This window comes from Bordetella avium, assembly GCF_034424645.1.
Taxonomy (GTDB): Bacteria; Pseudomonadota; Gammaproteobacteria; order Burkholderiales; family Burkholderiaceae_B; genus Bordetella; species Bordetella avium.
In genome coordinates this window covers 610,414-623,298 of record NZ_CP139969.1, presented here as the reverse complement: position 1 = coordinate 623,298, position 12,885 = coordinate 610,414, and the positions used below count along the sequence as shown (strand labels likewise).

Below are 12,885 nucleotides of genomic sequence, written 5' to 3'. Positions count from 1 at the left end.
GGCAGGGGCAGAGCAGCCCCGAACGGGCCGATCGTAGCAGGCGCAGTCAATGGGCGCCGGTAATGCCCTCTCGCGCCATCAGGGTCAGGTCTCCCCCCATCCAGGGATCGCGAAACGGCCCCTGTTCGTGCAGGGTTTCAAAGCGCTCAGGATGCGGCGAACGCAGCCGGTAAAACTCCACCCAGCCGCTGGAGCCCGACGGCCGGACCGGCTCCTGACGCACGCCAGCCTGCTGATTGAACCAGAACGGGTCCTGATAGCCCGTCGCCACGCGCTCGGCTAGACGCTCCAGGGCCTGCGGCCGGTAGGCGTACCAGTCCTGGCCCTCTAAGCGTGCGAGCTCGGCCATCATCACCAAGGGTGCGATGGCGTAATCGTGATAGTGCAGCGCCCGGCGCTTGCGGGCCATTTCCATCGGTAAGCTGCCATCGGCTTGAATGTCATCGATGCCCTGCTGATAGATGCTGCGGGCGCTATCCAGCAAACCCTGGTCATGGGTCGCCAGCGCAGCGGCTAAGACCCCCAGGCCCGTCCAGTAATAATGGTTGTTGCGTTTATGTTTCGGGCTCTCCCAATAGACCAGGGTGGCGCGAGCGAGCTGCTTCAGCCAGGCCTGAATCACTTTGCGCTGGTCAGGCGTGGCCGCCCGGCGCGTTTTCAAATAGGCAATACCGGCCGCGCCCAATGTCCACTGGCGCACATACTCAGATTGGTCATTGTTGACGCGAATCATCTGACCCAACATGGCGCCGCCCTCTGCCCAGGCATCCAGCCACGACAAGGCGCAGCGCGCCGCGCCCTCGTCATGCCGGCCGATGTACGCATCCGACATCGTGGCCAGCCCTTCCACAAAACGCCTGAAAGGCCGTGTCGCTGCTTTATTTTCGACCTTGAGCGCCGGATCGATGACGGATGAGGCCGCATCGCGGTAATACCCCATTACCCGGATGTTGCGTTCAGCAGGCGGTGGCGTCTCGCATTCGGCGGCGAAAACCAGCGTGGCCGACACTGTGGCAATGCCTAGAACAGCCCAGGCAGCCAGGCGGCGGAAAACGCAGGAACGTCCCCGGGAAGAAGAGCGGTGCATAAGCAGACTCCGGCGAGCACAGGCAGTATCCTGTTGGGATCTGGCGCACCTGTGCTTGGTTCAAGGCAGGCCACAGACTGAAAACAAGCGTGGCGCCCGGCACGATTTAAGGATACACGGCGCCCGCCACTAGCAGAAACACCTTTCTTTTCTGGAGACGACTCATGCCCCGTTTGCCGCTTGCCCTGCTTGCCTTGTTCACGCTTGCCGGCTGCGGCGACGATGTGCTGGACTGGCGCAATGCCCAGTTCAGCAATGGCAAGGTCTATGAGGGCAGCGCCAACAAACCCTTCAGCGGCAAGGTCACGAACATGCCTTATTCCAAGGTGCTGGGAGGACAGGCGGGCTATCAACAACTGATCGGCCGGGGTGAAGCCATCGTCGCCATGTTGCTCGGTTCGTCCGTATTGTGCGACGTCAAGGTCCATGACGGCGTGCTCAAGGGCGAGGCGGTCTGCCGGCGCCCACAACAGACCGAAAACGAAATCGAAGCCCATTTCGACAACGGCGCGCTGACGGGCAAGTTTGTCATGCGCGACCCCAAAACCCACAACATGCTCGCCGAGACCACCTTCAAGGCGGGCAAGATCGACGGCGTACTCAAGCGTTACGACCCGCAAACCCAGAAGCAGACGCTGGAGCAAAGCGTGAAAGCCGGCGTCGCCGAAGGACGGCTGAAGCAATGGGATGGCGCGACGGGCCAGCTTCTGCTGGACGCCAATTTCAGCAAGGGTGTGCCTGAGGGCAAGTATCTGCAAAACGACGTGTACGGCAACGAACTACTCAATGGCTCGTATAAAAACGGGCTATTCACGGGCGATCGCACGCGCCTCTATTATTTGGAGGACGCATCCAGCCCGAAGACCCTGATCTCACGCATCACGGAAAAGGTGGTGGCGGGCAACATCGTCAATCAGGCCGAGGTGGACAAAGCACAGGCCAACTCGCGGCGCATCAAAGAGTGCGTCTGGGATCTGCGTTCCATGCGCCAGTTCGACGATGAAAAAATCGAGTACTCGGCACGCATCTCAAGCTATATCGCGCAATGCCAGAAAGACCCCGAGGCGGCCGCGAAATTGCGTGAGGCGCGCCATCCAGCGTCGAGCAAGGTCAGCAGCACGCCGGCGGCCAAGGAAGTAGACGAATTCGACGATGAACGCCTTTCTTTTCCGGAAGAGTCCAATGCCTGCACCGAGGCCTGGGCCGACGCCTTTCGCAAAACCGCCGGTGAAGACGCCATGATCAACTACGCCCTGGCCTGGGAATTTGTCGACAACTGCCGGGCCGGAAAACGTCCCTGACCCAGGCGTCCCGGAAACAGGACCTGCCCGGTCTGAGCCGCATCGGGTTCACGCTCAAAGGCGGCGACAGCAACCATCGATCGAGGCAGGCCGCCCGGCGCGAGCGATGCGATCGGCTTATTGATCCGCGCTTGCCTGCGGCGATGGACTCGGCTGTCTGCGAACCAGATCAGCGTCCTTGCGCGGCAAGGCGCGCCGTATCCAGGGAATGGAATCAAACGTTTGGAACAATTGCTCTATGGTCTGCACGATGCGCGTCAGCGAATCCAGATCCGCCTCCACCCCGGTCATGCGGCGCCACACCCGCACTTCGTGATCGATAACCTGCAAAGCGCCATAGATGTTCGCCACCGCCACGAGGTCGGTATGGGATAAGGTGGTGGCCTTATCGACGTGGGCCTGCAAAGCATCGAAGAAAAACCCCGCGCGTGCGCTGCGCAGATATTGCTCCAGCCCGGGAAGGTCACGCTGAACGGCCGCCGTGTGCAACAGGGTGAGATCGCTCCAGGCGGCCAGAATATTGCCCACCAGCATGCGCTGAAACAACTCCGCCACCGCAGCTTCCTTGCGCTGCTCTTTACGCGCCTGCACAAAGGACAGCCAAAGCGCCACCACCACAGCGCCCACGGTACCGCTGGCAGTCATCACCTCCAGAAACTTGACTTCCTGCGACAGGCCCAAGCTGCTATCGAAAATCTGTTCCAGCAATAGCAAACCCAGGCCCAAGGCCAACACAAGCAAGGTCAGCCAACCCCAGGCTTGCGCCCGGCTATGCCCCGTCTCTTGCGCTTTCATATTCACCGCCGCTCCTCTGTCCATGCGGCATCATACCCAAGGGCTTAAGAGGATTCTTGCCCGGCCTCAGCGGATCGCGTTGCTACGCAGCCGATTCAGCTCGGCCGCATTCAAACGCTTGGCTTCCTGCTCGGCATAATCGCGCTCGCCGGGCTCGTAAGCGCCGTTGTACAGGCAGGCATTGCGATTGATGCGGCACTCCACCGAAGCGTTGCTAGCGCCACTGCCGCCCAAGGAAGGCAATAGCGCGCGTACAGCGCCTGTCGGGCCGCTTACCGTGCATCCCGTCATCGAGGCAAACAACAACATCAGGCCGGCATAGCGGATCAGGGTGGCAGTATGCATAGGTCTCCTCAATGGCGGCAAACAACAAAACCCTGGCAAGACAGCAGGGCGGTCTGAATTGCCCCCCGAAAGCTGAGCAAACATCCCTAAGCTTTGTGGACAGGCATACGCGGATCAACATTACATCAATCGCGGCACGCTGGGGCAGATCGGCGCGGCCATCGCAGAAGGCCCCGGACGGCAGCGCTGCGAGGGGATGCCAGCCGCTCTCCGATACGCTCGGCCTGCAAAAAGGCTTGCATACCAAGGCATGCAAGCCTTTCACTCGGCCTGGCCGCTTACTGCTGCTCGACCTTGGCGTCCCTGATCACCCGCGCCCAGCGCTGATACTCATCACGGATAAAGCGGTCAAACACCTCAGGACCATCGGCGCGCGTCTCCCCACCAAGCTGCGCGATACGCTCCTGGAACTCGGGCGAAGAAGCGATACGGCGGATGGCTGCATCCAGCTTGGCCACGATCTCCGGCGGCGTTCCCGCCGGCGCCAGCACGCCATTCCACGAACCGATCACGAACTCCGGATAGCCTGCCTCGACCATGGTCGGCACATTGGGTAAGAGGGGGCTGCGCTGCGCCGAGGTCACAGCCAGGGCCTTGAGCTTACCGCTTTGCACATAGGGCAAGGAGGAGCTCAGATTGTCAAACATCAGCGTCAGCTGCCCGCCCATCAGATCGGACACGGCCGGCGCGCTGCCCCGATAAGGCACATGGGTGCCGGGCACTTTGGCGGCCACGTTGAACAACTCACCCGACAGGTGAATCGACGAGCCCACGCCCGACGACGCGAAACTCACCGCATTCTTGGGGTTGCGCGCGTAAGCCACCAGCTCGGCCACATTGTTTACCGGCAACTGCGCATTCACCACCAACACATTCGGAATGGTGCTAAAGAGCGTCACCGGCTGAAAGCTGTCCAAGGTCTTTTCTGACATGCCCTTGTACAGACTGGGATTGATCGCCTGCGTGCCGACCGTGCCCACCATCAAGGTATAGCCATCCGGCACGGCGCGCGCCATCTGGGCGCTGGCGATATTGCCCGAGGCGCCCGACACATTCTCGATCACAAAGGTCTGCTTCAGATCCTTGCTCAATTGCGTGCCAAGCAGGCGGGCCATCAAATCCGTGTTGCCGCCAGCCGCAAAGGGCACGACCAGGCGTACCGGTTTGTCCGGCCAATTGTCTGCGGCCCCGGCGGCCTGCGCAGCCGGTCCGACACAGACGGCAGCCAGCACGGCCATGGCGTATTTCTTCAATCCGAATTGCATGTTTGTCTCCGGGGATTTTATTCATGCCGCCGCAAGCCCTCCCCCGAGCATGCGGCAGGGGCTCAAACGGCGTAGCCGGGATTGCGGCGGTCCAGGCGGCGCAACAGACCGGGCCAGGCCAGCGCGGCCTTGGCGGCGCGGTCTGCGCGCGACTCGACATGGGCGCGGGCCAGCACCTCCGGCGGAATCTCCTGCAACTCCGCCCCACCCGATTGCGCCCGCACCTGCACCATGCAGGCAGCTTCCAGCCGGTGCATGGCCTGAAAAGCGTCAGCCATCGTCGAACCCACGGTCAACAGGCCATGATTGCGCAGGATGAGGTAATGGTTCGCACCGAGATCGCGCACCAGTCGCGGCTGTTCGTCCAGATTGAGCGCCAGGCCTTCGTAGTCGTGATAGGCCAGCGAAGGCAGCACGATGAATGCGAACTGCGATATCGGCAGCAAACCGGCCTTCTGGGCCGACACGGCCGCGCCATTGATCGAATGGGTGTGCAGCACGCACATCGCATCCTTGCGGGCGGCGTGGATACAGCTATGAATCGTGAAACCGGCCGGGTTGATGTCGTACTCCGACGCCATCACTTTGCGGCCGTCCAAATCAATCTTAACGAGGCTGGACGCCGTGATCTCATCAAAGGTCATGCCATAGGGATTGATCAGGAAGTTTTCCGTCCCGGGCACCTTGGCGGTGATATGCGTGAAGATCAGATCGTCCCAACCGAACAGCGCGACCAGACGATACAGCGCGGCCAGATCACAGCGCACCTGCCACTCGGCCTCTCCCACGCGCTCACGCAGGTCTGAAGCCACATCATTGTTTTGCAGAAAACTCATGGATAAGCCATCCCCCAAAAAGAAAATCCCCGCCGCGCGCCGCATCCCTAAGCAGACACAGCATTCGTTTGGAGCGACCCGCTATGGTAAGAACTCCCGGCTCGGACTCAAACCGTAATAAACTCATCTTCTTAATGAGTTTTATGAATGATTTTCCTGCGCAAATTCACCCCGTCCATGTCGCAGCTGCTGGCCTTCGAGGCCGCCGCGCGCCTGGGCAGCTTCACGGCCGCCGCCAAAGCGCTCTTTCTCACGCAAAGTGCGGTCAGCCGCCACATCCAGGAACTGGAAAGCCTATTGCAGGTGGATTTATTCGTGCGCAGCGGGCGGCGCGTCAGCCTGAGCGCGGAAGGCGCTCGTTACGCGCATGAAATTAGCGGCGCGCTGGCGCGTATCCGCAGTGCCAGCATGGACATCTACGAAGCCCGGCAGCGGGCCGGCGCGCTGCAACTCGCCGTGCTGCCCATCTTCGGCTCCAAATGGCTGATGCCCCGGCTGGGTGACTTCCAGGCAAAACACCCCGAAGTGCTCATCAATCTGCATTCACGCATTGGCGATATCGAGCGCACCTCGCAAGGCGTGGATGCCTGCATCATCATCGGCGACGGCAACTGGCCTCGCATGGAATCGCATCATCTGCTGACTGCGCGCGGCGTCATCATCGCCGCCCCCTCCCTGCTCGCCAAACAGCCCTTGCAACAGGCTCAAGACCTGCGCCGCCACCGCCTGCTGGAAGCCAGCACCTCGGCGCCGGGCTGGCGCGAATGCTTGCTTGCCAGCAACCTCGACCCGCGCATCGCCACCGTCGGCTCCCGCTTCGAATACACGGCCCACCTCATTCAAGCCGTGGCGGGCGGCCTGGGGCTGGGGCTGGCCACAGACCTCTTTGTGCAAGACGAGCTTCGCGCCGGCACCCTGGTCGCGCCCCAACTGCCAGGCTTTCGCTTCCCCGCCAAGCACTATTACCTGGTGCACCGCCCGGAAAAATCCCAGCTCCCGGCACTGAACACCTTCAAAACCTGGTTGCTATCGACCGCCGCCCTCGCTCGCATCGAAACCACCACCGGCTGAACCGCCCTGTTCGCCGCTCTGCGACATTCTGATTAATACGAATTTTTCGAGACAGGCGTAACCCAGGCTATCTCGCTCGGGCTGCTCTGAAATAATCGCATCGTTCTGCACCGCGATCGTTCTACAGCAGTTGTGTTCATCAACCCGCGAGAAAGCCGTATGAGACGTGCACGACCTTCCAACATGATGCTTTCTGGCGCTGACGATCAAAGGCTCCAGTTTGCGAGCCCCATCATTTACACGCCTGCTCTTGGCGCCGCCTTGATCTTGGCCTTGACCCTGTCAGCGCCCGGCCAGGCCGCTCAGGTCTACGCAAATGGCACCAATGAGATCGCACCTGCCACGGTCGACACCGGAAATATTTCCGGCACCAATGGGGTAGGCCTCTATGCGACGCGCGGCGGCACGATAAACAGCACGGGTGCGGTTCAGGTCACAACTGGGGGCACTGGCGCCTATGGCGTCCACGCTTACAACAACGGAAGCGTTACCCTGCAGACAGGCTCGACCGTCACCACGACAGGCAGTACCGCCTACGGGCTTTATACCCTCACCAATGGCCGGATTACCGCAACGGGCACCGTCATCTCGGTCGCGGCCAAGACCTATGCCGTAGACGCCACCCAGGGCGGAAAAATCGTGCTCATCGACAGCACCGTCAACAGTGGCGGCACCGGTCTGTTCACACTAGGCGCGAACGGCGACGGAACGAGTATCACCGCTACCAACGTCCACGTGCGCAGCGAGGGCGCCGCCGTAGAGGTCGATCGGGACAGCCTGATCAGCTTCACAGGGGGGTCGGTCATTACCACGGGCGCCTCAGGCCATGGCCTGTATAATATCGGCTCGGGCGCCGAACTTCAGGCCAGCGCGGCCACCATCACCACGCAAGGCTATAACGCACACGGGGTGTTCGCGGCAAGCGGCAGCATGACGCTGAAAAACCTCACGATTGAAACCCAAGGACAAACCGCCTACGGCGCCTACGCTGCAGGAGCCGTCCAAGTGGACCTCAGCGGCGGACGCATCCATACCGCCGGCAAGGATAGTCTGGGCGCCGTCGCGCAGAATCATGCGCAACTGCAGATCAATGATGTATCCCTCGTCACCGATGGCGATAACAGCCACGGACTTTTAGCATTCAATAGCCTGGCGAATCCCGGTACGAAGCTAAGCGCCGATAAGGTGAGCGTCACCACCTCAGGCGCGAACTCGCATGGCGCCGTGCTTGTGGGTGGCGCCGAAATGACGATCACCGGCGGAAGTTCGATCACCGCCCAGGGCGCCAACGCCTTCGCGCTTTTCGCTCAGGCGCGCGACGGCAATAAGAGCGTAGCGCGTGTCGCGGACAGCTCGCTGATGTCCACACAGGGGGTCGGCGTCCTGGTCTTTGGCACCACGCTCGATATCACGCTGACCCGCTCGCAACTCTCGGGCCAGAACGCGGCGCTGGACGTCCGCTCCGCCTCGGGCAATAGCGGCCACCTAACCCTCGCTGCCGACGCCTCCACCCTGACCGGCCGCGCCACGCTGGATGCGCTATCAACATCCGAACTCTCCCTGAGCAAGGGATCGGCCTGGACCCTGACAGGCGACTCCCGGATCACCCGGCTAAACAATCGCGACAGTTCGGTGCAGTTTCAATCCATCAGCGGCCCCGCCACCGATGCCGCCTCCTATCGCACACTGAGCACCGGCCATTACACCGGACAGAATGGAGCGCTGCGCCTGAACACCTATCTCGCAGGCGACAACTCGCCCAGCGACAAACTCATCATCGATGGCGGCGCCGCAGACGGGCAAAGCCGCGTACGCATCAACAACACCGGCGGCCCAGGCGCACAGACTAAAGGCGGCATCCTGGTCATCGACGCCATCAATGGCGCCACCACCACCACCGACGCCTTCGCGCTAGAGGGCCGCGCGGTGGCCGGGCCTTACGAGTACCGCCTGCTGCGCGGCGCCACCGACGGCAGCAATGCCGAGGCCTGGTATCTGCGCTCGGAAAAAATCAATAACCAGCCGGATGAGCCCCTCTACCGCCCCGAAGTCGGCGCCTATCTGGCCAACCAGTTCTTCGCTCAGCAATTCCTGACCCACACCCTCGATGACCGGCGCGGCGATCAGCCCACCTCCCCGGCCCAAGCCACTCAGCGTCTGCCCCACGCCTCCTGGCTGCGCATGACAGGCGCCCACGCCAAGGGCAACACCGGCGACGGCAACCACAGCGCCAAGACCGACGTCTTCACCCTGCATGGCGGCGCCGACCTCTATGAACAGGCCTCCGCCGATGGCCAGGGCAAAACCTATGCCGGCCTCATGGCCAGCTATGGCGTGGGCAGCTCACGCGCCCGCGCCGACGGCAACCCCTATCGCGCCAACGGCCGCAGCCAAGCCTGGAGCCTGGGCGCCTACGGCACCTGGTATGGCAACGACTTGACCCGCCTGGGCCCCTACGTCGATACCTGGGCCCAGATCGGCACCTTCCGCAACCGCGTCGAAGGCCAGTTGCTCGAAAAAGAAAAATACCAGGCCCACGGTTGGGCCCTGTCCGCCGAAACCGGCTATGCCGCCGCCCTCAGCGGCCGCTGGGTCATCGAACCCCAAGCCCAGCTCATCTACCTGGGCTACCGCCAATCCGGCTTCACCGAAAACACCGGCGTGCGCATCGGCAGCGCCAACGCCGATGGCCTGCTCACCCGCCTGGGCGCCCGCCTCTACCACCAGGCCGACACCTTCCAGCCCTATCTTGCCGCCAACTGGTGGCGCTCCAGCATCGAGCCCACCGTCCGTATGGACGGCAAACGCATCGACAACATGTATCCCCAATCCCGCTACGAACTCAAGACAGGCCTTAACGCGCGCCTGGCCAAAAGCTGGACCGGCTGGACCAGCCTGTCAGGCAACTGGGGCAAGCAGGATTACCGCGAATACGCCCTGCGCGCAGGGGTGCAATACACCTTCTGAAGATCGAGCACAGGCATTGCTGGGATCGCTCTCCGATTCCGCACAGGATAGGAAAAAGGCCAACCTATGAAGGTTGGCCTTTTTGATTGGAATTCTGGTGGGCTGTGAGTGGCTCGAACACTCGACCTACGGATTAAGAGTCCGCTGCTCTACCAACTGAGCTAACAGCCCGGCGCATGCAGTGTTATCACCGAGGAAATGTGCAAGCAATTCGTGAACCCGAGGGTTGCGAGGCGCTTGCCTTATTTCGCTGCAGAACCGCTGCAATTGCGAGAGGCCGAATTATACATAGATTTTTCGAGTTGTCCAACTTAGACCAAAAAATTTATGAAATCGGCCTATTTTTTCTTATCGCCCTCTTTGGCAGGCAGGCGTTTGAACAGGTCGGCGCACTTGGCTTCCTGGGGCGAGCTGGGAGCCACGAGGGCCAGGAGTGCGGCGGCGGGCGTCAACAGCACACCGAGGGCGACAGCGCCCGCGCTGCGCGCTGCCAGGGGCAACAATTCCACGCCGACATCGGGGTGCTCGAAGGTGCCGCGCACGTAAAGCGGAGAGCGCAGCGAGAAAATGCGAAAACCCTTGCTCTCCGGTGAAATGGTCAAATCCAGGGTTTCGTTGCGGAAATTGACATCGCCACTAACGGTGATGAAAGCGTTCTCGGTGTCAAAAGCCACGAGCCGGGGCGTCATGACGCCGGACTTCATTTCGAGATCGGCAGCCGCGCAGGTAATTTTGACCTCATCGTCGCCAAACAATTTACTGACGACGTAATTGCCCAGGTTCAAGCCGGCGATCTCCATAAGAGAACGGCTGATGAGACCATCATGCAGCAGCACCCGCGCCTGGCCATTGGCCGTACCTAGAAGCGCCGCGACAGAGTTGCCGCTACCCGAGAGCGCGATATCGCCGTTGAGCTCGCCCAGGGCACGTTGCATGGCTTGCACCCCGGGGAACATCTGTTTGAGCTGCAAACGGCGTATACCGAGGTCAATCCGGCCCTGCATGGGCGTTCTCGCGCCGTCGAGATGGAGTTTGCCGTCCAGACGCCCACCCGCCATGTCAAAGCGCAGGGGGTTGAGCACCAGCACGCCGTCGTTGAGCGACACGCCGACATCCAGGTTGCCCACCGGCAGCTTGTCGCCATGCAGAATACGGGCTGCGGAGAGTTGGATATCCGCATCCATGTCACGCCAGCGATCCGTGCGAAAAGTCTGTACGGGCAGGGCTTCGCCGCTAGGCTGAGGCTGCGCTTTTTCACCTTCGGCTCTGAACGTGCGGGCGGTGGTCCCTGCGCCCGATTGCACGCCGATCAAGGGCCCGAGGTCGGCCATGCGTAACAACTTGGACGAGAGCTGGCCGCTGAGCTTGGGACGCGGCGCCTGGAGCGCGAAGCTGATGTCGCCATGCAGATCGCTGGCGCCGACCTTGCCATTAAAGCCACGGTAGTGAAACTGCGGACCCCCGGCCTCGCGCAGACTGGCCTGCAAGTGGCCATCCGTGGCGTAAGGCGGGGTATCGGGCAGGGTGACGCCCGTGAGCAGAAAGAGATTGGCCATGGAGTCGCCCGAGAGCTGCAATCTCAGGTCTAGCGCGCCCAGGTGCATCGGATCGGTTAGGGTGCCGACAACGGCGGCATGGGTCGTGCCCGCGTGCAACTCAGCCTGTAAGGGAAAGGGGCGCGTGTGCAGGCTCAGCATGCCGCCCGCCTTGCCCTCGCCCTGCACGGGAAGATCTTTATACTGGCCTTTTACCTTCCAGCCGAAAACATAGTCCTCCGTCTGCGCCTCGAGCCGCTGCGCGGTAGCCGCGTCAGCTTGCTTGATCGTTTGCAAGGCATCGCCTGCAATCTGCGCGAAAGGAACCGGCTTGCCCAGCGGATCAATCTGCATATCCAGGTCCGCATTGAGCAGGGCATCGCGGTAGCGGATCTGGCCTTGATCAAAGCCGATTGCACCGATATCCACCGTCCAGGAAGACGGGCCTTTCGACTCGGGCATCGCAAAGTCCCAGTTGGCTTGACCATCGGCGCGGCGCTCCAGGTTGGCGCTCGGACGGGTGAACTGGAGTTCGTGGATCTCGACACGCTGCCGCAACAGGGGCAGCGCCGCGAGAGAGAATGCCAGACGCTCGATATGGGCGAGGTCTGCGCCCTGCCCCCAATCGGTGTTGGCGATACGGATGTCCGAGGCGGTAATGTACGCCCCCCAGCCGGCGCTCCGCCCCCAAGTCAGACTCAGGTCGCCCTGAATGGCGAACGGGCGGCCGATGGCTGCCGTCACCTTCTCATTGATGACGGGCTTGAAGCGGTTCCAGTCCAGATTGCTGACCACGATCACAAGCGCCACAGGCAAGGCCAGCAGCACCAAGATAATTGCAATCAGGATCTTGCGCCGGGTTGTCATTGCGTTTGTGCCCTGGTTTGTGCCCTGTCTCGCGCCACCCGCAGCACCCTGCTGCCGGCAGCCTCCGGCTCAGGGTAGCGCAGTCCCAGGCGCGAAGAAACCCCACCGCGGGGCAACACATGCACTGGCATCATTTCGCAGGACGCTTGAACTGAGCGCGCGCCTTGCCGCAGATTTTGTGCGCATAACATTGTGCATGATGGTCGTTGACCATACCCACGGCCTGCATGAAGGCGTAGACCGTCGTCGGCCCAACAAAGGACCATCCCCGTTTTTTCAGGGCCTTGGACAGAGCGGTCGCCTCCGCCGTGGGTGCGCCATCGGTCAAGGGCCGATCGGGGCCTTCGTAGCGCCAGAAGAACGCGGCCAGCGAACCCTCGCACTCGCGCATCTCAAGAGCACGCCTGGCATTGTTGATGATGGCCTCGATTTTGCCGCGATGCCGCACGATGCCAGCATCCTGCACCAGGCGCTCCACATCGGCAGGCCCGAACTGCGCGACACGATCCATATCAAAGTTGGCAAAGGCGCGGCGGTAACCCTCGCGCTTGTTCAGAATGGTGCGCCAGCTCAGGCCCGCCTGCATGCCTTCCAGGCAGATCTGCTCAAACAGATGCCGCTCATCCAGACTGGGATGCCCCCATTCGCGATCATGGTATTCGCGGTAGATATCAGAGTCGTCGACCCAGCCGCAGCGCGGCTTGCCATCAAGAAAATTCTGGCGCGTTTGCATGACTTGACCTTGAAGATGAAAAACCCTTGCATTGTGCAGGTGGCCCGATCGAGGGGCAATCGCACCTGCTACTATTGCACGCC

The 12,885-nt window shown here is 61.7% G+C and carries 10 protein-coding genes and 1 tRNA gene; 3 read left to right on the top strand and 8 right to left on the bottom strand.

Annotation, left to right across the window (positions count from 1 at the left end):
* Positions 1 to 46: 46 nt before the first annotated feature.
* Positions 47 to 1,087: a polysaccharide lyase gene (locus U0029_RS02940; protein WP_114852924.1), complete on the bottom strand. Its 1,041-nt coding sequence runs from the start codon at positions 1,085 to 1,087 to the stop codon at positions 47 to 49.
* A 164-nt stretch (positions 1,088 to 1,251) separates the two neighbouring features.
* Between U0029_RS02940 and U0029_RS02935 the strand changes: the two genes are divergently transcribed.
* A complete protein-coding gene (locus U0029_RS02935; protein WP_114852923.1) occupies positions 1,252 to 2,388 on the top strand; it encodes a toxin-antitoxin system YwqK family antitoxin in 1,137 nt (378 codons plus the stop codon).
* Positions 2,389 to 2,505: 117 nt separating this feature from the next.
* On the opposite strand, the gene U0029_RS02930 is transcribed toward U0029_RS02935, so the two are convergent.
* From U0029_RS02930 to U0029_RS02915, 4 genes are all read right to left on the bottom strand, one after another.
* Entirely contained in the window at positions 2,506 to 3,183 is a 678-nt protein-coding gene (locus U0029_RS02930; RefSeq protein ID WP_236824178.1) for a hypothetical protein, read from the bottom strand.
* Between the two features lie 66 nt (positions 3,184 to 3,249).
* A complete protein-coding gene (locus tag U0029_RS02925; RefSeq protein WP_114852922.1) occupies positions 3,250 to 3,528 on the bottom strand; it encodes a hypothetical protein in 279 nt (92 codons plus the stop codon).
* Between the two features lie 278 nt (positions 3,529 to 3,806).
* Entirely contained in the window at positions 3,807 to 4,793 is a 987-nt protein-coding gene (locus U0029_RS02920; protein WP_114852921.1) for a Bug family tripartite tricarboxylate transporter substrate binding protein, read from the bottom strand.
* Positions 4,794 to 4,855: 62 nt separating this feature from the next.
* Positions 4,856 to 5,629: a class II aldolase/adducin family protein gene (locus U0029_RS02915; RefSeq protein WP_114852930.1), complete on the bottom strand. Its 774-nt coding sequence runs from the start codon at positions 5,627 to 5,629 to the stop codon at positions 4,856 to 4,858.
* A 147-nt stretch (positions 5,630 to 5,776) separates the two neighbouring features.
* On the opposite strand from U0029_RS02915, the gene U0029_RS02910 reads away from it, so the two are divergent.
* Complete coding sequence (locus U0029_RS02910; RefSeq protein ID WP_012418485.1) at positions 5,777 to 6,700, top strand: LysR substrate-binding domain-containing protein; 924 nt, start codon at positions 5,777 to 5,779, stop codon at positions 6,698 to 6,700.
* 183 nt (positions 6,701 to 6,883) lie between these two features.
* Positions 6,884 to 9,667 (top strand): autotransporter family protein, encoded by a 2,784-nt coding sequence (locus tag U0029_RS02905; RefSeq protein WP_169507448.1) that lies wholly within the window; start codon positions 6,884 to 6,886, stop codon positions 9,665 to 9,667.
* Positions 9,668 to 9,762: 95 nt separating this feature from the next.
* Here the strand turns inward: U0029_RS02905 and U0029_RS02900 are convergent.
* From U0029_RS02900 to U0029_RS02890, 3 genes are all read right to left on the bottom strand, one after another.
* A tRNA-Lys gene (locus tag U0029_RS02900) sits at positions 9,763 to 9,838 on the bottom strand.
* A 167-nt stretch (positions 9,839 to 10,005) separates the two neighbouring features.
* Positions 10,006 to 12,069, bottom strand: coding sequence for an AsmA family protein (locus tag U0029_RS02895; protein WP_114852770.1), 2,064 nt, complete (start codon positions 12,067 to 12,069; stop codon positions 10,006 to 10,008).
* Positions 12,070 to 12,199: 130 nt separating this feature from the next.
* Complete coding sequence (locus tag U0029_RS02890) at positions 12,200 to 12,802, bottom strand: DNA-3-methyladenine glycosylase I (protein WP_114852771.1); 603 nt, start codon at positions 12,800 to 12,802, stop codon at positions 12,200 to 12,202.
* Positions 12,803 to 12,885: the final 83 nt, after the last annotated feature.